General features: G+C 55.7%; 14 protein-coding genes. 6 read left to right on the forward strand and 8 right to left on the reverse strand.

The annotated features are described in order from the left end of the window. Nucleotides 1-107: 107 nt before the first annotated feature. Complete coding sequence (locus tag HDF12_RS21990; protein ID WP_218892343.1) at nt 108-251, reverse strand: hypothetical protein; 144 nt, start codon at nt 249-251, stop codon at nt 108-110. Between HDF12_RS21990 and HDF12_RS21995 the strand changes: the two genes are divergently transcribed. Together HDF12_RS21995 and HDF12_RS22855 are read left to right on the forward strand one after the other, a co-directional pair. Further along, on the forward strand, nt 251-679 hold the full coding sequence (locus HDF12_RS21995; protein ID WP_218892344.1) for a DUF1254 domain-containing protein: 429 nt from the start codon (nt 251-253) through the stop codon (nt 677-679). The genes HDF12_RS21990 and HDF12_RS21995 overlap by 1 nt on opposite strands. Next, on the forward strand, nt 642-839 hold the full coding sequence (locus HDF12_RS22855) for a DUF1214 domain-containing protein (protein WP_218892438.1): 198 nt from the start codon (nt 642-644) through the stop codon (nt 837-839). The genes HDF12_RS21995 and HDF12_RS22855 overlap by 38 nt, the downstream gene beginning before the upstream one ends. A 596-nt stretch (nt 840-1,435) precedes the next feature. Here the strand turns inward: HDF12_RS22855 and HDF12_RS10265 are convergent. Then, nucleotides 1,436-4,903 carry an outer membrane beta-barrel protein gene (locus HDF12_RS10265; RefSeq protein WP_257025478.1) on the reverse strand — a complete coding sequence of 1,156 codons (3,468 nt, stop codon included), beginning with the start codon at nt 4,901-4,903 and terminating at the stop codon, nt 1,436-1,438. Nucleotides 4,904-5,096: 193 nt separating this feature from the next. Here HDF12_RS10265 and HDF12_RS10270 point away from each other — a divergent pair, with 193 nt between their 5' ends. Both HDF12_RS10270 and HDF12_RS22860 read left to right on the forward strand, forming a co-directional pair. After that, nucleotides 5,097-6,542, forward strand: coding sequence for a sensor histidine kinase (locus HDF12_RS10270; RefSeq protein ID WP_179582627.1), 1,446 nt, complete (start codon nt 5,097-5,099; stop codon nt 6,540-6,542). After that, nucleotides 6,539-7,234, forward strand: coding sequence for a response regulator (locus HDF12_RS22860; protein WP_179582628.1), 696 nt, complete (start codon nt 6,539-6,541; stop codon nt 7,232-7,234). The genes HDF12_RS10270 and HDF12_RS22860 overlap by 4 nt, the downstream gene beginning before the upstream one ends. A gap of 995 nt (nt 7,235-8,229) precedes the next feature. Here the strand turns inward: HDF12_RS22860 and HDF12_RS10280 are convergent. After that, complete coding sequence (locus HDF12_RS10280) at nt 8,230-8,385, reverse strand: hypothetical protein (protein ID WP_179582630.1); 156 nt, start codon at nt 8,383-8,385, stop codon at nt 8,230-8,232. A gap of 105 nt (nt 8,386-8,490) precedes the next feature. On the opposite strand from HDF12_RS10280, the gene HDF12_RS10285 reads away from it, so the two are divergent. After that, complete coding sequence (locus HDF12_RS10285) at nt 8,491-10,122, forward strand: rhamnogalacturonidase (RefSeq protein WP_179582632.1); 1,632 nt, start codon at nt 8,491-8,493, stop codon at nt 10,120-10,122. Nucleotides 10,123-10,415: 293 nt separating this feature from the next. On the opposite strand, the gene HDF12_RS10290 is transcribed toward HDF12_RS10285, so the two are convergent. The 3 genes from HDF12_RS10290 to HDF12_RS10300 all read right to left on the reverse strand — a co-directional run bounded on the left by HDF12_RS10290 (nt 10,416) and on the right by HDF12_RS10300 (nt 16,786). Next, nucleotides 10,416-11,432 (reverse strand): MBL fold metallo-hydrolase, encoded by a 1,017-nt coding sequence (locus HDF12_RS10290; RefSeq protein ID WP_179582634.1) that lies wholly within the window; start codon nt 11,430-11,432, stop codon nt 10,416-10,418. 124 nt (nt 11,433-11,556) lie between these two features. Next, the gene (locus tag HDF12_RS10295; protein ID WP_179582636.1) at nt 11,557-15,312 is read right to left on the reverse strand and encodes a TonB-dependent receptor; all 3,756 of its coding nucleotides are present in this window, start codon (nt 15,310-15,312) and stop codon (nt 11,557-11,559) included. A 556-nt stretch (nt 15,313-15,868) separates the two neighbouring features. After that, complete coding sequence (locus HDF12_RS10300; protein ID WP_179582638.1) at nt 15,869-16,786, reverse strand: LysR family transcriptional regulator; 918 nt, start codon at nt 16,784-16,786, stop codon at nt 15,869-15,871. Nucleotides 16,787-17,177: 391 nt separating this feature from the next. Here HDF12_RS10300 and HDF12_RS10305 point away from each other — a divergent pair, with 391 nt between their 5' ends. Then, nucleotides 17,178-17,915 carry a glutathione peroxidase gene (locus HDF12_RS10305; protein WP_179582640.1) on the forward strand — a complete coding sequence of 246 codons (738 nt, stop codon included), beginning with the start codon at nt 17,178-17,180 and terminating at the stop codon, nt 17,913-17,915. Nucleotides 17,916-17,950: 35 nt separating this feature from the next. Here the strand turns inward: HDF12_RS10305 and atzF are convergent, their stop codons facing one another. Beyond that, nucleotides 17,951-19,750, reverse strand: coding sequence for an allophanate hydrolase (atzF, locus tag HDF12_RS10310; RefSeq protein WP_179582642.1), 1,800 nt, complete (start codon nt 19,748-19,750; stop codon nt 17,951-17,953). Between the two features lie 25 nt (nt 19,751-19,775). Continuing rightward, complete coding sequence (uca, locus tag HDF12_RS10315; RefSeq protein ID WP_179582644.1) at nt 19,776-23,390, reverse strand: urea carboxylase; 3,615 nt, start codon at nt 23,388-23,390, stop codon at nt 19,776-19,778. Nucleotides 23,391-23,403 lie beyond the last annotated feature (13 nt).

A 23,403-nucleotide genomic window follows, 5' to 3' on the forward strand; every position in this document is an offset into this window, starting at 1 on the left:
ACGGCCTTCGTACCACATACCGGCGGGCGCGGCGCTGAGAAGCATGGTATGGACTGAAGGATCTTGAGAGGAATAGGCAGAAAAGCTCGACATGTCGTTCTCCGATTTCATTGGTGATGGTGCGAATGATTGCGCAGCTTGTCGGCATCCGCTCGCTCCCCGTCGGCGGCGATGTCCCCGCCGCCATCGAACGCATCAAGACCGTCAAGGTCCATCCACTCAAGCCCACTCCCGGCTGGCCTGAGCTCCAATGGCTCGACCTCACCCCCACCCTACCACGCCCCTCGCCTGGGACAACAACATCCAGTTCTGGCAACAGCTCTACAACGTCATTAGCTCCGAACCATCCAACCCGCGCGTTCATTACTTCTACGGCGAGCTAGCCGCCCTTGGCATCGAGCAAGGCAAGCCCTTCACCCCCGACGCCTGCATGACCGCCATCCTCGAAAAGGCCGCCAAAATCGGCAACGCCCAGATGCGCGTCGAGTCCTTCGGCGACAACCGCCCCAACCGCATCGTCTGGCCCGATCGCAAGTGGGAGTGGGCCGCCCTCCGCTTCGAAAACGGCGACTTCAACACTCCCAACTACGGCAACCTCTACGCCCGCGATAAATGGTTCTATCAGGCCATCGGAGCATCGCCTGCCATGTTCAAGCGCGACCCATTGCAAGAGCTATAAGCTCACCGTTCCGCAGCCGGTAACGGGTAAGCTCTTCTGGTCCGTCACGGTCTATGACACCGACACTCGCAGCCAGGTCCAGACCGATCAGGCAAGGACGTCTCCAAAACCCAGCCGACCGAACTCTACTTCGGTCCCAACGCTCCCACAGGGACATTAGAACCAGTGGATCAAAACAATCCCCGGCAAAGGGCTGGTTTGTCTACTTCCGCGTCTACGGTCCTGAAAAAGCCGCCTTTGACGGAAGCTGGAAACCAGGCGACGTCGAAGAGGTGAAGTAACCAATGCCCACAGTACTGACCCAGGACAGGATTGGCAACGAAAAACGCGCTTGTGTTGCTAATCCGTCTAGAATTCCTCGAAAGTCCGGTTTTCGGCAACTTCACATCTGTAATTGCTGCAAACCCCGTTTTGCAGGCACGACGCTTTTGTAGTCCATCGCTGATCACTTCTCATAAGCCGCCTTCTCGGTACCGATTGTTTGAACCAGAAGCCCGGCTCCATCGAAGCGTCATTCGCTAAGGTGGCGTCGCCGTCTCGAAGCCGACGCCACTAGCGCTTACTTGCTCTGGATGAGGAGGCCAAGCGGCTTAAGCGTACCGACCGCAATGAACTCAAATTTGAGGAAGCCGTAGCCAGCAGCTCCAGCCCCTTGGATAATTTGAGTTTACGAAACGGGCACTTCAGCGTGTAGATGATATGAATGAAAGGGAGGCGATAAGAAATCTCTTCACCTCCCTAAAACGGGCAATCGAATTAGAAATCGATTCTGAGCGCCGCCTGTCCCGTCCGATTTCCAGCATTCTCCGCCGTTTGCGGTCCAGTCAGCTGCCCGAATAGCGAGTTGTCGATCGCCGTCACGGGTGGCGCAAAGTTGGTGTGGTTCAGAACGTTCGTGAAGGTCGTCTCGAACCGTGCATGCACCTTCTCGGTGATAGCGAACCGCTTTGCCACACCAAGGCTCACCGTCGCCGTGCCAGGACCCTGAATGATCCCAACTCCTGCACTCCCGAAGCGACCTGCTCCTGCCGGGGTCGCCAGGAAGGACACGTTGTTGTAGGTCACGGCTCCGGCCGTACCCTTCGGTACCCTATCCGGACGCAGCACAGCGCTGCGATTGACGACGTTCGTGTTCGACTGATCGGCAGAACCGCTAATGCTGGGCGTAAGCCAGGGGCCGGTTTCAAGCAGTGTGACCGTTGTCAGATCCCAGCCACCAAGAAAGAGGTCCTTGGCTGTACTGGTACTCATGTACTGTCGGCCTTTGCCAAAAGGCATCTGATACATCCCCGTGAGCAGCATGCGGTTGCGACGAGTACCGGAAACATTACCGAGATTCTGTTTGATATGAAACCGATCGGCAATGGGAAGTCCATAATTGACCTCACCGGCGAACGCGCTTGGCGCATCACCCTGATTGTCAGCCTGACTTTTTGCATAGGTGTAGTTTGCATCCACGTAGAGCCCACGCTCCAAACGGTGCGTCGCCTGCAGCTCGAACGCGTGATAGTTTGCCTCACCTGCATTGAACGTGCTGAGCAGCGTCGTCCAATTCTGATACGGCGCGCGGGAATCCACGAAAGCCCCAGCCGTTGCTCCGGTGTTGTACGGAGTCGTGCTGGCGGGAATCTGGTTAAGATCCTCAGTGATACTCAACCGGTAAGTGTGCATGCCGACGTAGCTCGCGCGAAGCGATGTTGCGTCGGTTAGCTGGCGCTCCACGGTCACATTCCATTGGTTTGATTGGGGGTCGCGGAAGTTGGGATCAACGCCCTGGTCCAATCCGCCACCGCCAAAGGTTGGCCCCCCGGAGCTCGCAGGAGCGGTATTTGGAAAGACGATCTGTGGCGTATTTGGCCCGGCGCTGTTGGAGTTGGAATACGTGTGCAGATTTGAGGCTGGGTTGCCGCTGTTATTGAAGGAAAGCGGTCCCAGGTTGGTCATCGTATAGACGCCAAATCCGGCACGTACCACCGTCCTGGTGTCGTTGAATGGACGATAGGCAATCGCGATGCGCGGCTGGAAGTCTCCTTTATAGGTTTGGCGCAGACTTTGCGGCAATCCATCCTGGCTGGCCGTGATATATCCGGTGCACGATAACCCGTGAACGGTCGATCCGGCAGCCGTGCCGGACGGGCACGCATTGAAGGACTGCTGGAAAGCAACATTGGAAGAGGTAATATTCTGGCTGGTAAGGTATCCCGCCAAAGCATCAGGAACGACAATCGAGTTATTCCGTTGATCGAAGTTTGCCAGATTGCCGCCGTCCTCCTGGAAGCCGGGGAGAATCTGCCAGCGAAGACCGTAGCTGAGCGTCAACCGACTGTTGACCTGGAATTCGTCCTGAGCGAAGAAACTATATTGCGTGGCGGTTCCTCCGACATCCGGACTCGAGACAGCGAAGTAAAGTGTGGTTGGCGCGCCTTCGAGGAAGTCGCCAAAGGCATTGCCCGTAAACTGATCGCCTGGGGCGTTTCCATACGATGGTTGAAATAGGAAGGCCCCGAAATCATCTGAGGCGAATTGTGGGGCAAAACTCTCCAGATCGAAGTACCGAACGCGACGGATATCGATCCCACCCTTCACGGTGTGCTTACCGAAGCTGTAAGTCAGGTTATCGCTGAACTGCGTCGTCTTCGACTGCGTGACCCCTGCCTTGTCTCTTCCAATGACTGGAAACGGAGTGCCCGCGCTGAAATTGAAGGTGGGGAATGCGTGGGTTAGTGGATGCTGACTGATATCGACACCCGTGAGATCCAACTGACTCAGCGCAGTGGAACCTTGAATCGGGAAGTTGACGTTGGTCGTAACGTTCGTGAAGCCGTAGCGGAACTCATTCAGCAGCTTTGGAGTAATCGTGTAGGTGTGCGAAATCAACAAGCTCCGATTGTGAATGGAATCCGAATCATCCGGCAGAAAAAGATTCGCGAAGTCCGTCGTGATGTTCTTGCGGCTAAAGCGCGCATAAACCGATTGCTTGGACGAGATCGTCTGATCGACCCGGATGTCCGCGCCGTCGGTGCTTGCCGGCGTCGCCTGAAAGTTCTGATAGTTGATGGCCCGCGTCTGGTTAGTAGCGCCTGCCGCATTCGGCAATGGATAATAGGCGAGGAGTGCCTTTGCTGTCTGGCTAATCTGGGTAGATGGAATTGTAGGGCCACCTATATCGGAGAGGTTGCCGCCCCGGTCTGCGACCGTCGGAACTACATATTGCTGGAACACCGCAGTGCTGCGCCGGTTGCCCTCATAGTCCGCAAAGAAAAACGTCTTGCTGTGCCCGTCATACAGATGTGGAATCACAATGGGCCCGCTCAACGAGAAGCCAAACGTATTGAACTTCTTGGGGGCTTTGCCGCTAGCGCCATACGGATCGGCATCCAGCGCCTGATTTTGCAAATATTCGAAGACACTCCCGTGATACTGGCTTGTCCCATTCTTGGTGGTGAATGTCACATCGCCAACCTGGGAAAACTCCGCACTGTTGTTGAATGCGGTCACTTTAACTGCAGCAATTCCTTCCTGTGAAGGATAGGCGTCCTGCAGCGCTCCATTCTGCCGCACGTTGGCAGTTGAAATACCATCGACAGAGAAATTCACCATTGAGGAGCTCGCTCCGCCGAGAGCGATATTGCCAGCACTATCTGTCTGAATGTTGGGAGACAGGCCAAGCGCCCCGAGCGGACTTGTAGTATTCGCGCGGTTATTCAGGGGCAGCTGCGTCATTTCGATATTCGTCTTCGAATCGCTGATCGTTCCATTTTCCGTATTGATCTGGTCCGCCGCACCGGATACCTCCACAGTTGTCGACTGTGCCGCCACGTTGAGTGTGGCGCCAAGTCTCAAGTCCTGTCGCGCTTCTACTGAAATTCCCGACACAACAGTATCGGCAAAGCCATCGCGATGAGCACGTAGCGTGTACTTGCCGGCCTTTACGTTCTCAAAGACGAAGCCGCCTGAAGTATCCGTATTGACCGCGCGTTCTGTATTTTCATCTGAGTTGTGCAGCACAATCTGCGCATCTGGAATGGCCGCTCCGCTCGCGTCCACTACATTGCCTCTGACGCTTCCAAACGTCGACTGCGCATGGGCTAACGGCCCCGCAACCAACAACAGGCCGCACATAATCAGGGAGATGACGCTGCATGAAACGCGTCTCAGAGCGCTCCGCCCCTCCCGCCTGTGAGTGTGCTGAACCTCGTTCTGCTGTTGAAGCGATACCGCCATATCCTCTACAAGGGACGCGCGTGCTGCTGTGTCTAGTGAAAGAAGGCCTCTAAGTAAGTTCATGTCGAATCACCTCGTATGCCGGAAAAGACAGACACTTTCAGTGAACCGTGAATACCATTAGCAATGCATAAGCTCCTTCTTAACGGTTTGTTTATGCCTCAATCGCTATAGTTCCGGCAGGGGCGACCGAATGATTGCCAAACCAATCCAGGTGGTCCTACGCAGGATTGCCGGTGGCTGTGCCGCTGGAATGCTGTTGACGCTTCTCTCCTACCGCCTTCACTTTAATCTCTCCGCCGCAACCTCCATCCACCTCTTTCTAGTGGTGGTCATCGCGCTTCGTTGGGGTTTATTCGAAGCGAGCGTCGTTTCAATCCTGTCCGTTGCCTGCCTCGACTACTTCTTCACCCAACCTTTGTTCCAGTTCTACATCACAGATTCGCACGACTGGATCGCGCTGCTGGTCTTTGAAGCAACGGCTTTGGTCGTCAGTAGCCTCTCAGACCGAGTGAGCCACCACGCTCGTGAGTTAGAGCGGCGCCAGGCTCAACAGCAGAAGCTTTACGAACTCAGCCAGAATATTCTGCTCCTCAATCGGGACGACGCAGTCGATCAGCAACTCGTCGATCTCATACGCTCCAGCCTGCGAGTGAAAGGGGTAGCCCTTTGGAACGCGTATGAGGTGCATCAGTGGAAGAGTGGAGATTGTGATTTCTCCGATGACGAAGTGCGCTCCGCTTACTTTCTCGAAACAAATGACGATGACTTGAGCACAGGTGTTTCCCGGCGTGTCCTTCGACTAGGAACCCGGCCTATTGGATCCCTCTTCCTCTGCGGGCATTCGCTCGACTCTGCCTCGATCAATGCAGCCTCCTCGCTTGCCGCAGTTGCAATCGAAAGGGCACGCTCCTTCTCGACTGAAGCAAATGCAGAAGCGGCAAAACAAAGCGAGCAGCTACGCTCCGCCATATTGGATGGCCTGGCACATGCTTTCAAGAGCCCACTTACAACGATCAGAGCTTCGAGCTCCGGTCTGCTCGCGATGAACACCCTGTCGGGCACGGAAGAAAAGTTGGTTGGCCTGATTGATCGCCATGCGGGGCACCTTAGCGACCTCGCCACCCATCTGCTCCTTACCGCGAAGCTGGATAGCGGCGATCTAAAGATCAAGCGCGAGCAAGTCGACGTAGCTCGGTTGATACACAGCACCATTACGGAATCATCACAGGAACTGGATGGGCATTCCATCGACTTCCAGGTGAGCTCGGGGCACAACGCCGTATATGGGGATGGAAAGCTTCTTCAAATGGCCCTCTTCCAAGTCCTCGACAATGCTGCAAAGTACGGCCGTCCCAACTCTCAGGTGGCCATCGTGGTTCACGAAGAAGAAGCGGAACTGGTTATCAGGATCAAAAACGAAGGCTCGTTTATTCCGGATGACGAAAAAGAGAAGGTGTTTCAACGTTTTTATCGTTGCTCTGGGTCGGTGAAGACGATCTCCGGCACCGGGATCGGTCTCTCCGTAGTGAGGCGCATCGCTGAAGCGCATAGCGGGCGAACATGGGTTGAAAGCGATCAAGTGAATGGAACGACGTTCGCTATCGCACTACCCCGCATGGCAAAGGAGAAAGCGTGAATCAGAAAAGCAAGGTGCTCGTTGTTGAAGATGATGCAGGAATACGCCAGAGCCTGTTCGAAACCTTGGGGGCGCTAGGATTTGCAGTTGGGGAGGCTCATAACGGGGAAGAGGCCCTCGTGCAATTGCGCATGGTCAGCTATGACGCGGTCCTCCTCGATATCAACATGCCGGGCATGGGAGGGAAGGATACGTGTCGAAGAATCTGCCAAACCTTTCCGGGACTCCCGATCATCATGCTCACTGTTCGTGACGATGAAGAGGATATCGTCGAGTCGTTAGACGCGGGGGCTTTCGACTATGTCACGAAGCCGTTTCAGATTCGTGAGCTCACCGCAAGGTTACGATCAGTCATCCGGCGTCGCCATGCTCCGATGGGAGAACCAGATCTGATCAGCATAGTGGGCGACATCACGCTCGACGCCAATCGCCGCCTTGTCGAGAAAAAGGGTGAACAGATCCACCTCGCTCCAAAAGAATACGAGACCCTCCGTTGTTTGATGGAGCATGCCGGTAGACCCGTCAAGCACGAAAATCTGCTGCGATCGATCTGGGGACCGCCCTACAGCAACGAACGTGAATATTTGCGAGTTGTCATCAATCAACTTCGAAAGAAAATTGAAGACGACCCTGCACACCCCATTTATATCTTGACCGAGAGCCATATCGGCTATCGCTTCCGTGAAGAATAACGGACCGCGATGTCAACGCGGGTGCTCAGACACGTGATGACAGAGTGGCGAATCGTTTGGTTCCGTTATTGCAAACGGGCAATAGAGAAAACTCGAAGATGCAGTTTCTAAGGACCAGAATGAATCAACTTGCTCAGATTGTCTCCACCCGCCGGCACATTCGCCGTTCTTGCCCTCGCAGCGTATCTCGAGGTCCAGGGTGATGCTTGTTTTCAATCTGGCCTTTACCATGCCTCAGGAATGAGACGCGCCGGGTGGTTTCTTGCAGGCGCGGCAGTGCCAAAGTTGTGGATGCGTTGTTTTCTCGGGAACGGTTGGAGATTGTGGCATGAAAAACGGGCAACCACAAGATGTTGTTGGTGTTTTGTGCCCATTTTGCGCCCTTTTCGAAGGGCCATAGCTTGTAACTAACTGATTCATATGGTGGGCACAGCAGGAATCGAACCTACGACTCCCCCTTGTGAAGGAGTGCTAAAGTTGGACGGCTAAACATTCTAAAGGGGTTAATAGCCGGTAGGGCCGGTAAAACCGGTATTCCGGGCTCTGTTTGGCATCAAATTGGCATCAACTTTGGGCGTGGGCTGACCGTGGGGGTTCAACCCATTTCTTGGCCTTATTAACTTGGAGACATCTAGCGCTTTCGACGTGACTTTGCACCGCTTATCAAATCGACCACGCTTGCCAACGCGCCCGTTGGCTCGTGATATGTGACGTCACTCGACGTTTCAACACTTCCGTCCTTTTTCACAACCCTAGGCTTAACAATCCGAACTGGTTTATTACCAGGCGGAGTAAGCAGATACAAGTCGTACATGACAACGAGTGCCACGATTGCAGTCTCGAGTACAGGGACGTTTGCCGTCGCTTCATCAAATGCCCGTTCGATTGCAGGTGCATCATCTTGTCGCTCCTGCAACGCGGAGTCCAAAAATGAGAAGTGATTCGTCTTCAAGGGAGGCTAAATCCGATTCGAGCTTCATAATCGAAGAATCTAGTTACGCAGCAGTGATCCCACTTTCCAGCAAAGTCTCTCGCATGCCAGAGGGAGGGACATCTCCGAATTTTTCTGCGACAAAATATCGTGCTGCGTGAAGGACCGAATCAGTATTTGGATTTTTTTCGTTCAGAATTTGTGTCAGTGTCAATTTCATCTCCAATCTCCCTTTGCCTCAGAGTGAAGGAAATTCTGACTAGTCGATTGCGGCTCGTATGAAGCGAGGTGTTCTCTTCACTCAGGGCTTGGTAAGCTTACTCGAATGAATAAGCAGCGCCGCAGCATGCTCAAATTCGCTCCGTTTGCTCTCGCCGGGCTCACCAACAAGCCCGTTTCTGGCCAGACCGACTCAGCCAATCCTGTGATGACTCCTTTGTTCTTCGACGTTCGGGTTTATGGAGCGACCGGATCGGGCAGAACTCTGGATTCCCCGGGCGTTAACGCAGCGATTAACGCCGCAGCGGCTGCTGGGGGCGGGACGGTCGTATTTCCAGCCGGGACCTATCTCTGTTTTTCCATACGCCTCCGCAGCCAGGTGCATCTATATATCTCGCAAGGCGCAACCATCCTCGCTGCCGCCTCCCCGTTACCAGGTCAGACGACAGGTGAGATGGGAGGGAAGTACGACGCCGCGGAGCCGAAGACCGCATACGACGCCTACCAGGATTACGGTCACAACCACTGGCACAATTCACTGATCTGGGGAGAGGATCTCCATAACGTCGGAATCAGTGGTCCTGGCCTCATCTATGGCAAAGGGCTTTCGTTCGGTGGATGGATCAAGGGGGAGCGCCGCGGCGACTACCCGATCTACGAAGCAGAACAACCCGGCGTTGGCAACAAAACCATTGCATTAAAGAACTGTCGTAATGTCATTTTTCGCGACCTCAATATCCTGAAGGGCGGCCACTTCGGCCTATTGCTTACCGGCGTAGACAATCTAACCATCGACAACCTTACAATCGACACCGATCGCGACGGGATCGATCTAGATTGTTGTAAGAACGTACACGTCTCGAACTGCATCGTGAATTCGCCCTGGGATGACGGGATCTGTCCTAAGTCGAGCTATGCGCTTGGTTATGCGCGATCGACGGAAAACGTCACCATCACGGGCTGCACTGTTACTGGCTACTACCAGCTAGGCAGTGTACTCGACGGAAGCTACAAGATCTTCCCGCCGGGCGAGAATATCTACCGTACCGGCCGTATCAAATGCGGGACCGAATCGAATGGCGGCTTCAGGAACATCACGATCACAAACTGCGTCTTCGAGGGTTGCAACAGCCTTTCGCTCGAGAGTGAAGATGGAGCTTTGTGCGAAGACATTACCATCTCTAACATCAGCATGCGCAATCTGATCTACGGGCCTTTGTTCTTCCGTCTCGGTGCGCGACTTCGTGGACCAAAAGATTCAACGAGAGTGGGCGTACTGCGTCGCATCCTGGTGTCCAACATCGTGTCCTATAACTCAGAAGCAAGCATCGGCAACATCCTCTCAGGAATTCCGGACTATCCGATAGAAGACATCAAGATCGCAAACTTTTACATGCAGCACAAGGGAGGGATTAGCCCCGAACAGGCAAAGATCGTGCCACCTGAGGATGTGGACAAGTATCCGGATCCGGGTGTATTCGGTCCCATGCCAGCGCATGGATTCTTCCTGCGACACCTGCGCCATCTTGAGATGAGCCATGTTGAGATCGCTCCTATGGCAATGGATGGGCGGCCCGCGGTCGTTCTCGAAGATGTGGAGCGTGCTGACTTTTTCGCGATTACCGCCCCAACTTCACCGCCCGCGTTCGCGTTACGCCACGCTGGAGATATACGCATCAGCCTGAGCCGCGCCGCCAAGGATGCGATTCTGGGCAGGGTAGTCAATGAAACACTCTAGGTGCTGCAAATCTGTTACCTCTGTTCGGTTGCTATAGGGCAACTGCGCCTTCACAACACCATCTTTCTCGTTTTTGAGACTGCGCGTCGCGAATCGTCGTGATTTCATTTATGTTCAACAAGCGCGATTTGCAGGAAGCTGAGCTCTAAGAAATTTCTCTCTCCTGCCGCACTCAAAGCTGCTTTAAGTTTGAAAGAGATATGCCATGGACTTCGTATTTATTTTGCAGGTTTCCGTCTTTGCGATGCAAACACTCGCATTAACGGAATGTGTGGCAGAGGGTTGCTCAGCTGCTACTGAGGGGCGTGGTTCCACATCTTGTCTTTCTCTTCTTTTTCGTGAATTTTGAATTGGGCTTTCTCTGCAGGGCTCATGAAGTCTGGACCGACCGGCCAAACGGAGAGATCCCGCAGCGCAAGTCGTTTTGGAGTTCCGTGCATGGAGAGCAGGGCATCTTCAAGCTCGAGCAGCGCGCCGCGTGAGAGTGCAAGTTCATGTTCGTTGGGTTGGTACATGGTGCCGACCGGATAGTCGAGATAGGGAGTGCTGGTCTGCTCGATGTGATTGCCGAGGATCTGTGCCACTGGTTTGCCCTCGGTGAATTTGATCAATCTCTCCACACTGGCTTGAAAGGCGGGGAAGTCTGCTACGTAGAGTCGTCCTGGATAGACGGTGTCTCCGGCGAGGAGGATTGCTGTCTTCCGGTCGTAGAGGGCGACGCTCACCGCGCTGTGGCCGGGGATCGGGATGATGTCAATGATGCGGTCGCCGAGGTCTATGTGTCCGATGTCCGTGGGCCAGTGTTCGATACCGTAGAAGCGCTTCGTTGCTTCTACCTCCGAGGGGATGAACGTCACCGGCATCGCGGGATTGTTCATCGCCTGCAGTTCTTTGTCGCCCCAGGTGTGGTCTTCATGTTCGTGAGAGTGCACCACGATCAGCGGGATACTGGTGCGCCCGTTGCGTGCGAGCCAGTTCTTCACCGTTCGTTGAAGCGCTGGCGCCAGGTTGCCGTCCCTGGACCCGGTATCCATCAGAAGGGCCTTATCCTTGCCGAAGAGGAGGTAGATGAACGGCTTCTCGTAGTCGGTACAAGGGGACTGTCGGAGGATGTAGAGGTTGGGGTTGTACTCATGGACCTGCCACTCGGGGATTTCCATGCACTTCGGCTCCTGAGATAACCAGTGGGCAGGAAGGACGCCTCGCTCAATGGTGCCGCCATTCGGCTGCGGAAGCTGCGCCAGGACGGACCCAGAAGAGAGAGACAGCGCAACGGTCAGGGCCGTTGCAGCCAGAGCGACTCGAAACATTATGACCTCGATTGTGGAGCTTGATAGTGGAAGAGGCAGTTAGATCGTCTCACGAAAAAGGTGTCATCACCGAGTATGGCGCGCATCCCTTTCGGTTTGCGCGCCATTGCTGCTTTCATCGCGTCTAGAAGGTGTACTTCCCGGAGAACTGCATCTGACGTGGCTGCAGCAGGAGAGAGCTGGGCGGGGTGGCGTTGCCGGTCGAGATGCTGTTCTGGTAGACCCCGAAGTTGCTGCTGGTTCCGTCGATCTGCACAGTTGCGAAGCGGTTTGTGTTGATGATGTTGAAGACCTCAACAGAGAGCTTCAGCTGTTGCTCGCGCCATGTGTGGAAGGATTTCGACAGACCATCATCGATGGAGAGGTAGCCGTCGGAGCGGAAGTTGTTACGCTGTCCGCTCTCTCCGACGTAGGCGAATCGCAGATTGGCGTGGGCGGCGGCGGAGGTGATTCCCTTAAGCGCAGTCTCCTCCAGGTTAGCGGCGTCGTAGTGATGGCCGCCGGTTGGGATTGGACCAGTCTGAACCATGTTGCTGTTGAAGGCGAAGTTGGTCCCCCAGTTGCCGCTTGCCACAGCGCTAAAGGGAAAGCCGGTGCTGTAGTGGACAACTCCATTCAACTGAAATCCTCCGACGATCCGATCGAGGATGCCGCCGCCGTTGAGGAACGGGGTGCCTCTACCGAAGGGGAACGGTGCGGTGTAGTTCGCGGTAATGTTGTGGCGCACATCGAAGTCGGATGGGCCGTACCACTGGTGTGGGGAGAAGGAGTTGATGATCGGGCTGCCGGTTGTTCCATTCCGTTCCGGATCGGAGCCCTCGTCCATGGACTTGGAGTAGCTGTAGTTGACGTCATACTCCAGGCCGTAGCGGAGAGCCTGACGAACCGAGAGCTGGAGAGCGTTGTAGTTGCTGACTCCTGTGCTGGACTGCGCGTAGATCGAGGAGGTTTGGGGGTAGAAGAAGCGGAAGCTTTGACCTGACGGCGACGCGGTCGGATCAGTGTCGGCAGCGAAGAGAGCGTTAGTTTCGTTGCCACGGTTTGCAGCAAAGTAGGCGTAGTAGGCCTGTGCGCCGGCGTACCCGTTGAAGCTGAAGTTTGGAAAGACGTTGTGGAAGTAGCCGCTATCCGGGACCGTTCCTGGGTCTATACCGGCGTCAACCATCTTGTCGTATGTGGTTGCGGCCTGGAAGTAGTTTTGGCCGCTGCCGGCATCGTAGAGATTGGTGGGCATGGCGACATCGATATTCTGGATGAGGTGGCGTCCAAGCCGTCCGACGTAGGATGCGGTGAGCGCCAGATTGTGCGGGAACTCGTGCTGGATCGTAAGGTTGAAGGCTTCTGCGTAAGGAGTCTTCTGCTTGTCGTTGATGCTGTAGTCGAAGGTAAACGCACTGTCGGCGGGTGTAAACGGCAGCTGAAGAGGAGTGGTAGCGCCCGCGACGGCTGGAACGTCATGGTAGCCGGTGAAACGCGGGTTGGAGTTGATGTTGGTATAGGTAGCGAGATTGACCTGCGAGAGAGAGAGGAGCGATTGCGGGTTGGACTGGTAGGAGTCGATCAACCCCGAGCCGAAGTGGTCGTAGGCAAGGGAGAATCCGCCACGAACAGAGGTCTTGTTGTCTGGTGTGGTGTAAGCGAAGGCGATGCGCGGAGCGAAGTTCTTCTTCTGTGCCGTCCAAAAGTCGGGCTCGCCGTTCTTCGAACCGGCGGCGCGGAAGGCAACGCGATCGGTGTACGCGTTGCCTGCAGCGGCAGCGGAGGCGCGATCGGCGAGGAAGGTATTGAGCGGGATGGTGGGTGCGATCTGCTGCCCATTTTTCTCGGACGGTACACCGAGATAGACATAGCGCAGGCCGAAGGTGAGAGTGAGCCGCGGCGTCGCCTTCCACTGATCCTGAACGTAGTATTCCTGTTCGACGTTACGGAAGGTGTGGGTAGGGACGACGCCTGCGCCCTGAGGCACAAGCTGGTTGTTCTGTACGAGGAACTCGGTACCGGTCTGTGCTGTTTCGATAGCGCCAACGTTCGAGATGACGGCGTTGTTGTAGAAGTTCGAGAAGGATGCTGAGACTGTTCCGCAGTCGGGACAGTTGAAGGCGGCCGGGTCGAGGCTTCCACCCTGATTGGCGATGGCGGCCGTTGCCAGAAGGTTCGGGCTTACGTTCGCGTAGGAGAGGAGAGGTGCATCGAAGTACTGGCCGTTTGAAACGTAATAGATGTTGGCACCGGCCTGGATTGTGTGGTGGCCTTTGGTGTAGGAAATGTCGTCTACAAAGTTGTTGGTAGTGAGGGCGTAGATGGTACTGGTTGTGGTTGCCGTGATGGTGCTGAAGGCGCCGAACGCGACGTAGGGTTCGCTGCCTGTGCCGCGAGAGGCGCTGCCCAGGCGGGTAAGACCATAACGGAAGTTGTTGGTCATGCGATCGTTGATGGTCCAGATATGACCGGCGGCAATGCCTTTGTTATTGGAGAAGACGCTCGAGGCAGGGGGCAGACCGGGGAACTGGAGAGCTGTTACCTGGTTATCGCTCTGCAGATTACCGCGCACGAATAGGGATTGCCTTGAGGTCAGGTTGTAGTCGAGGCGGGCGATGTTGGTGATCTGGTGGATTGGTGCTGGTGAGACGAAGTTGTAGCCTCCGGTGTTGTAGCCGTCGCCTGCGCCGTTCGAGTTTGAGAGCGGGAAGGTTTTGAAGTAAGCGATCGCTGCGGCGTTGGTGGAGGGAGCAAAGCAGGTGGTCGTGGCGCAGGTCGGGTCGGAAGACCGTCCATCTAGCTGCGCGATTTCGGCAGAGGTGAGCGTTTTATAGGTCGTGCCGTTCTGGCAGGTCGCGGATGTTGGACAAGCCTGATAAGTGACATTGCCGGTGACGAGACCACCACCGTTCAAAGTAGAGGGCACGGTTTGACCGACAGTAACGTCGCTGGCTTGTTTGAAGCCCTCATAGGCCCCGAAGAAGAAGAGTTTGTCTTTCTTGATGGGGAGGCCAAGGGAAGCGCCGTAGGTGTGCTCCAGCACCTTGGCTGCGACGTTGGGTTCTCCGGAGTTCAACTGAGCTTGTTTGTTGAACCAGTTGTTGGAGGTGGTGCCAGGATCGCGATAGTACTCGTAGGCGCTGCCGTGGATCGAGTTGGTGCCGCTTCGGGTGATGAGCGAGACCTGCGCGCCGGAAGATCTGCCGGAGTCGGCGTTGGCATTGGTGGTGGTGACGCGGAACTCTTCGACTGAGTCGCGTGTGGAGCGGAGCGCGCCGTTAAAGGCAAAGCCAAAGATCTGATCGTTGTTATCGACGCCGTCGAGCGTGAGGTTGGATTGATCCTGACGGGCGCCGTTGACGATGCCGGTGCGGGGATCGGTGTTGAGGCCGCCGGTCTGAGCGCCGCTGTCGAGTGCAAGGACGCCGGGTTGCAGGGAGAGCAGATAGGTGATGTTGTTGGCGAGATAGGGGAGATTCTGGACTTGAGCGCGGTCGAAGGCCTTGCCGAGTGTTCCGTCGGTGGTATTCAGGTCTGCGAGATTTGTCTCCACGCTTACGACTTCGCTGGTTCCGACGCTGAGCTTGATGGGCAGATTCGCAGGGGTGGAGACGAGGAGTTCCACCTTTGTGACCTGTTCGGAGAAGCCGGGGAAGACCGCCTTCACTTGATAAGTCCCGGGCGGGATCTGCTGGAAGCTGTACTCGCCTCTTTCATTGGTCTTATGGGTCTGAGTAAAGCCATTCGAGCTCTCCGCGAGAGTGATGTCGGCTCCGGCGATTACGCCTCCTTGCACATCGACTACTACGCCGTGGAGCGAGGTTGTTGCGGTCTGCGAATAACCGCAGGTTACAAAGGCCAGGAGAAGAAACAGAATCGACGAATAGCGAATACAACGCATAGAGGGAGACTCCAGAATTAGATTCGACTGACGGATGATGGCGCGTTCATCTCGGCGAAGAACGGCTCAGGGGCGATGACTGTTGCGTGGACATTTAGAAAGCGGCGGCAGATACACGTTTGCCGCTGAAGCTAGTCAGGGTTTGCAGGACTCAGAATGGTGCAGCTTGTGAGGCGGTGTAGAGCGATTATGCACAGGGGTTTTGTCGAAATCAATCGAATGAACGTTCGGCTATGCTCCCAATAAAAGATGCCGATACTGAAGAGTTTGGAATCAAGGCTCATTCAAAATGAGAGCAGTGGTACGCGAGTCTCAAGCCTCCCGGATCCAAGTCGCTGAAGAGGTTCGATTCCGAGACAGCACAAGCCATCTGCTCCTCGTCAGAGGAACGATTGCATTTCTAACTTTGTGTCATGTCGTAGTCCAGGCCTTTCTCTAGACGTTTGAGGCTGGCACTCAGCGACCAGCCGTCTACCTCCCAGGCGATTGAGGAGCTACCAATAGGGTGGAACTGATCCCCTTGGAGAGGCGTCGGCGGTTCGTGGCGAGCCAAAACTTACTGTCCGTCGTCGTGGGCTTCGGGATCGGGCGAAGGGCGGACGCTCCCTATAGCAAAGGTAAAGAAGGTGTTGCCGGCACGCGTCAGCGGCATGTCACGACGGGATATGAGCCCTAGGTTCCGCGGGATGTTGACATCTTTTATGGCGACCGTTTGCAGCCGACCTTGATTTAGTTCGTCAATGACGTTGATGCGTGGTAGAAAGCTGATACCCAAACCCGCTAGAATCAAGCGTTTCAGTAACTCACTCGAATCGACTTCCATGGCGATGCGTCTAGCTGTCTTGTTCTGAACGAACAAGTGGTCGATTAGCTCACGGCGTCGGCCCTCTTTGGGTACGAGAAATCCAAACTTCGCTGCGTCCGACAGTGTCGCGCATTTGACCAACGTAAGCGGATGTCCGGCAGGTACTACAAGTACCAGGTTATCCTCGTGAATAATCTCCACATGAAGCCGTGGATCTTTCACGGGCAATGAGACGATCCCAAACTCCACTTCGCGGTCCAATACCAGTTCAAGCGTCTTGGAGCGTTCGGCACGAACAATGTTGAGCGCAACACGCGGGTATTGCTTCTTGAACTTGGAGATGAGGAGCGGCAAAACGTAAAGCGCCGTGGAGTCATTCGCGCTAACCGTCAGCGTACCTCGCGGCAGCCGTTCGGTGTCTGCGAGCATGAGGCTCACATGTTTCAGCCGCGACAGACAATCCTCCGCAAACGGCTCGAAGACTCGGCCGGCAGCTGTGAGCGTCACCTTACCGCCGCCTCGCTCCATAAGACGATAGCCCAGATAGGTTTCGAGGGATCTGATTTGGGCAGAGACGGAGGGCTGCGTGACATGTAGTTTCTCCGCGGCCCGTGAAAAACTCTTCTGACGTGACACTTCAAGAAACGTCTTCAGTTGATCTATATCCATTTCGGCCTCGGACCTTCTTCTTCAACAATCTGTTCGGTTTCTAGAGGCGACTTGCGGGCGCGGAGATCTTTGTGGCCCATCTGTCGGACTGATTTGTGATCGTGCTGCTTCCTTTAAGGTATAGAGAAAAACCATACCTACAACACAGGATTGGCAATAGACGATTTTTTTATGAGAGGCATAAGGAAAATATATAGTGAGTTGGCTGTATCCCTCTTGGGAGCTACACTCCCGTTATCGTCCATGCGAAATGTAGATCTTTTGGTTTCAGTGGTGCCTTTGGCTGCGTGAAGGATTCAATATCAACGCAAAGGTGTAGGAGGCTGCCCTCCGCTCCGACTCTTTACGACTTGACTAGACCTTCACGTATGTACAACTAAGGAGCGATCAGGTGCTAAATCCGTTAGTGAAGAAGATTTGCGCAGCTTATGCCTGCTCTTTTGTCTTCTTCCTTTTGATCGATGAGATACCAGCGTTCGGATATCAACCACAAGATGCGGGGCGGGCTACCGGGAATGATGGCAAACAGAAACACCCGTTCAAGGTCGGCGATACCGGGGGCAAGCCAGCAAAGCCTGAGAAGACTGCGTACGACTACAACCTTCCGGGTCCAGATGGGAAGGATGTGCCACTCTCGAGCTTCAAGGGTAAATACATTTTGGTTGTGAATCTAGGTCGCAAATCGGAGTACCACGCTCAACTTCCAGCCTTGATCAAGGACGCGGAGACTTACAAAGATAAGGGCCTCGTGATTCTTGGAGTTCCGTCAAACGACTTTGGTGCGGCTGAGCCAGGTACCGACGCGGAGATTCAGAAAGCCTATGCCGATGCCAAGGTTTCCTTTCCTGTGATGGCGGTTTCGAAGTTGAGCGGTGACGCAGAGATTCCTATCTACCTCTACTTGACGAAGAGCAAAGGCGCGCCCGCCGGAGGGCCTGTCCATTGGAATTACACCAAGTTTTTTATCGATAAGAACGGCAAGGTCATTGCGCGGCTCGACCCTGATGTTACGCCGGATTCCCCCCAGATGATCTCAACGATTGGGCAGATCCTCGAAGGAAGGTACAAGCCGAAGAAGGAAGGCGAAAAGGACGCTGCGGCGCCTGGGGACGATGATGACAATGATTAATTCGTAGCGGATCTTCGCGTCCGTTAGAGCTATGGCTATTTCAAACTCTGCAGGTAGCGACGCCATCCGCCAAGCTCCGTGATGTCAAGGGCTCCTTCGGTGCCCGTGGGCTCGACGAGGAAGCCCTTTACCAGGGTGCCGTCTTCTAATTGAAGCGTACCGATTGATAGCGGCTGCGGAACTCCTTCGACGAAGGTGCCGACCGTGTTTGCAGGGAGCGCCCAGACCTCAACCTCTATGCCCGGCCCCTGGAAGCCGGGGATACGGACGAGACCAGGCTTGGGAGGGGTTGTATTCTTCAAGGCGTAAAACATGTACTGTGGGCTTGTTCTGCATGTTCTGACCAGTCTGCCGCCCCGTTGCGTCAACTGCCAGTTCAGTGGCTGTCCGGAGAGATGCGCCCCCACGACTGCCATGAGCAGACAACCATGCGGCGGCTGCGATGCGGCAAGTGCGGGAGCGTCCGTAAGACTGCGATTGGATCCTCCCAGCGTCTTCGCCAGGTTGCGGTGCAGTTTGTCCGCAATCGGAAGCAAGGCGGTTTCACTGAACGCCTGTCCGATCAGGCTCACTCCGAAGGGCAGCCCGTCCGGACGCATACCCGCGGGGAGTGCGACTGCTGCCAGGTCCAACAGATTTACAAAGTTTGTGTAATGACCAAGAATGCTGTTTCGCTCGATGGGCTTTTCTGCGATCTCCTCGATCGTGAAGGTCTTTGGCGCGGTCGGGAGGAGCATCATGTTAATGGTGTTCCAGACCGGCTTGGTTGCGCGCTTGAGCGTCTCCAATGAGTATGAGGCTTCGAAAGTATCGACCGCGGAGTAGTTCGCTGCACCCGAGACGATCTTTGCGACGGTTGGGTCCATCTCGTCTTTGTGTGCGCCTATAAATGTTGAGATGGCTGCATAGCGTTCTGCGACCCAAGGGCCTCTGTAGAGCAGTTGCGCTACCTGCAGAAAGGGAGTGAGGTCAAACTCGACCGGGGTGCCACCGAGGGCTATGAGCGCTTCAACTGCGGTTTTATAGAGCTGCGGGTTGAAGTGGTCACCATAGAACTCGAGTGTCGCGGCGGCAGGGACGCCGAAGCGGAAGCTAGTCGCCGCTGCCCAAGGGGAAGCTCCATCCCCCGTCTCAGGGGCTCGGGAGTACGGATCTTTTTCGTCGTAGGCACCTGCCACTGATAGCACCAATGCTGCATCGAGTGCGGTTTCGGCAAAGACCGAGACGCAATCGAGGGTGCGACACGCAGGCACCACACCATTCGTACTTACCACGCCCCGCGTCGGCTTTAGCCCGATGATGTTGTTGAACATGGCAGGCACGCGACCTGACCCGGCGGTATCGGTTCCTAGCGAGAAAGAGACCAGTCCACTTGCCACTGCGACTGCCGAGCCAGCACTGGAGCCACCCGAGATGTAGCGTTTGTCGAAGACACTTGAGCAGATGCCGTAGGGAGTTCTCGTGCCGACCAGACCGGTGGCGAACTGATCCATGTTCGTCTTGCCGATGAGGATCGCGCCTGCTTGTTGGAGTAGTGTGACGACGGTCGCAGATTCTGCGGCGAGGTAGGAATACGCTGGACAGGCGGCCGTCGTTGCCATGCCCGCTACGTCGATGTTGTCTTTGACGGCAAAGGGAATTCCGTAGAGCGGCAGCTTGCTCTTGTCTTCCGCAGGCAATGCCTTTGCGCGTGCCAATGCTTTCTCTCGGGGAACGATCGAGATCCAAACAGGCTGCACACCCTCGGCCTCGATTCGGCTGTAGATCGCCAAGACTACTTGTTCGGGACTTTCGTGTCCCATCGCGTACGCTGCATGAAGCGCTGCAATGTTCATCGTTCTCCTGCGGTGTCTTGTGAATCTATGGCTGTGTCGGACGCACCGAGAGCAGAAGCTGGCCCGCCTGGACCAATGCTCCCTGTGCGCAATATATCTCTTCGATTGTTCCGTTTATATGGGAGGGCACGGTGATCTCTGTCTTCATGGCATCGAGCACGATAAGCTTTTGTCCATCCGTCACGGTCTGGCCTTTTTCGAGCACGATTTGAAAGACACTGGCGGTCACTGGTGATGCGATTCCCTCGCAGCCGTCGGCTACCACTACGGTCGTTTCGACTTCGGGTTCAGTCTCCGGTTCGGCCTCGGTCATCAGTCCGGCCTGCTGCCAGCGTTCGCGCTCAGCGTTGAAGGACTCTTTTTGATGCTTCTTGAAGGCTGCTGCCTCTTCGCTGATGGAGTCCAAAAACTTTTGATACTCCTTGAGGTTGAAGGTGGTCTCCTCGACGCGCAGTTCGTATTGTCCGTGGGGAAACTTCTCTCGTGCTTCGAGAAGCTCCTCGGCGCTGACCGGATAGAAGCGTATCTGGTCGAAGAAGCGAAGAGACCATGGGGTTCCGGGCGCAAACGCGGGCGTCGACTTCCATGTGTTCCACACCTGAATCGTTCTTCCGACTAGCTGATAGCCACCGGGACCTTCCATGCCATAGACACACATGTAAGCGCCGCCGATGCCGACTGCGTTTTCTGGCGTCCAGGTGCGGGCGGGATTGTATTTGGTCGTGACCAGTCGGTGGCGCGGATCGACCGGTGTCGCCACTGGGGCACCCAGGTAGACGTCGCCGAGACCCAAGACCAGATAGCTCGCCGCATGCACGATGCGATAGACCTCATCGATTGATTCGAGGCCGTTGATGCGGCGGATGAACTCTATGTTCGAGGGGCACCAGGGTGCGTCAGGCCGAACCGCCTGCATGTACTTCTGCTGTGCAAGCTTTGCCTGCGGGTCGTCCCAAGACAGAGGGAGATGAACAATCCGAGACGGCACCGTGATGTCGCTTAGCTCTGGCATGGTGCGGTCGATTTTATCGAGCAGTTCGATGAGCTTCGCGCGTGCTACTTTGCGGCTGTCGTAGTGGATGTGCAGTGAGCGAACGCCGGGTGTGATGTCGATGATGCCAGCGAGGTTAGCTGCGCGTAGATTCTGTTCCAGGATGTGGACGCGAAACCTGAGATAAAGGTCGAGCTCGAGTTTCCCGTACTCCACCAGAAGGTACTTGTCACCGTCCGTACGAAAGACCATCTTCTGTGGGCGGTCGACAAACGCTGCGATCACCGCGGGTTCAGGTAAAGAAGCGCTGGGAAGGGAAGGGGGCGCGGTGGAAAAGTTCTCGAGGAAGGCGTCCTGGGCGCGTTCCATCGCTTCAGCCTCGGCGAGCGTGATACGCCTGAAGCGGATCAGGTCGCCTGCCTTGAGTTGGCCTAACTTCCAAAGCTCAGCCTGAACGATGGTTGCAGGACATACGAATCCACCGAGGCTTGGACCATCGGGGCCAAGCAGGATTGGCATATCTCCAGTGAAGTCGATTGTGCCGATCGCGTAGGCATTGTCGTGGATGTTCGAGGGATGAAGGCCAGCTTCGCCGCCATCGGGTCGAGCCCACTTTGGTTTTGGGCCTACGAGGCGTACACCGGTGCGATCGCTTTGGTAGTGGACCTTCCAGTGGGTGGTAAAGAGCGTTTCGATGTCTTCTTCGGTGAAGAAGTCGGGGGCCGCGTGCGGGCCAAAGAGTACGCCGATCTCCCAGGTTCGGGTCAGCGTCGGGATGAACAACGCCGGAAGGTGTGCGGGAGTCTGGAGTTTTACGGTGGAGTCTTTGGCGGCTGTAACCAAGTGCACTACGTCGCCTGATCGTAAGGCACGTCCTGCATGTCCGCCGAACCCACCCAGCAGAAAGGTGCTTCTGCTTCCCAAATAAGGTTGCGTGTCGATACCGCCTTGCAGTGCGAGGTACGAACGGATTCCTTCCTTCGATGATGCCCCCAGAGAGAGGACGCTGCCTGCTTTTACTTCAATGGCCGTCCAGCGGTTTATCGGGCTGCCGTTCAGCTTTGCGCCCATGTCGGCGCCCGTGAGGGAGATCAGTGCGTCGGAGTGGAAGCGGATACGTCCGCCCATCGTCGCGAATTCGATTGCTGCAGCGCCTTCGTTGTTACCGACCAGGCGGTTTGCGATGCGAAACGATTGGTGGTCCATTGGTCCCGAAGGTGGGACGCCGATGTTCCAGTAGCCTGTCCGTCCGGGGTAGTCCTGGATCGTTGTCTGGGTCCCGCCGTCGAGGATCTCAATTGAATTTCGCGTAACCGCAAAGTTGCTTAAAAATGATGTTGTAACTTTTCCAGATACAAATTCTGGAGATGCCGCGATCTCGCGCAGATACCGCAAGTTCGTCTCGGTGCCGTCGATAGAGCTTGCGTCAAGCGCGGCGCCGAGCTTCGCGAGTGCCTCAGTGCGATCTTTGCCGGTGACGATGATCTTTGCGATCATCGGATCGTAGTAGGGCGTGATGGTCGAGCCTGATTCGATCCACGTTTCTACTCGAGCCAGCTCAGTGCCGGGGAAGTTTACGAGGGTTAGCTTGCCTGGCGAGGGCTGAAAATTTTGCGCGGGATCTTCTGCGTACACGCGGGCTTCGATGGAAGCGCCGACCGGTCTGATAGTGAACGAGTCCAGAGGGGCGAGGTCCCCGGATGCCTGTAGCACCATCCACTCTACGAGGTCGATGCCAGTCACCTGCTCAGTTACTCCATGTTCGACTTGCAGCCGCGTGTTCACTTCAAGGAAATAGAATTCGCCGGTATCGTCGTCGTAGATGAATTCGACTGTGCCCGCTGACGCATAGTTCACTGCCTTGCCCAGCAGAATTGCCGAGGCGCACAGTTTTTCGCGGGTGGCGTCGGTCAGTCCCGGCGCGGGTGTTTCTTCCAGGACCTTTTGGTGGCGGCGCTGGGCCGAGCAGTCGCGTTCCCCCAGAGCGATCACCTGGCCTTTGCCATCGCCGAAGATCTGTACCTCGATGTGGCGGGCTTTAGCGACGTACCTCTCAAGGTAGACTCCGCTATCACCGAAGTTTGCGCGGCTAAGACGTAGGACGGAGTCGTATGTTTCGCTTAGCTGTTGGGCCGAGAGGCAGAACCGCATTCCGATACCGCCTCCTCCGCCCGAACTTTTCAACATGACGGGATACGTGAGCCTTTCCGCCTGGGCTAATGCGTCGTCCAGGCCGAAGAGCAGACCAGTGCCTGGCAGGAGAGGAACTCCGCAGTGCTTCGCTGTTTCCCGAGCGGTGTGCTTCAGTGCAAATGCTTCAATATGTTCCGGTTCGGGCCCGATGAATGAAATTCCCTGGGCTGTGCACGCTCGCGCAAACTGCACATTCTCGCTGAGAAATCCATAGCCGGGATGAATCGCGTCCGCTCCAGTCTGCTTTGCCGCGTCGAGGATTTTCTCGAAGGACAGGTAGCTCTGTGCCGCTGGTGCAGGTCCGATCGCAATGGCCTCGTCGGCTTCAAACACATGCAGGGAGTTGGAGTCTGCGGCGGAATAAACCGCAACCGACATGATTTCCATTCTTCGCAAAGTGCGCTCGATGCGGCAGGCGATCGCACCGCGGTTCGCAATCAAAACCTTCTTAAACATCCCACTCCTCTAG

This window comes from Tunturiibacter gelidiferens, assembly GCF_013410115.1.
GTDB classification, from domain to species: Bacteria; Acidobacteriota; Terriglobia; order Terriglobales; family Acidobacteriaceae; genus Edaphobacter; species Edaphobacter gelidiferens.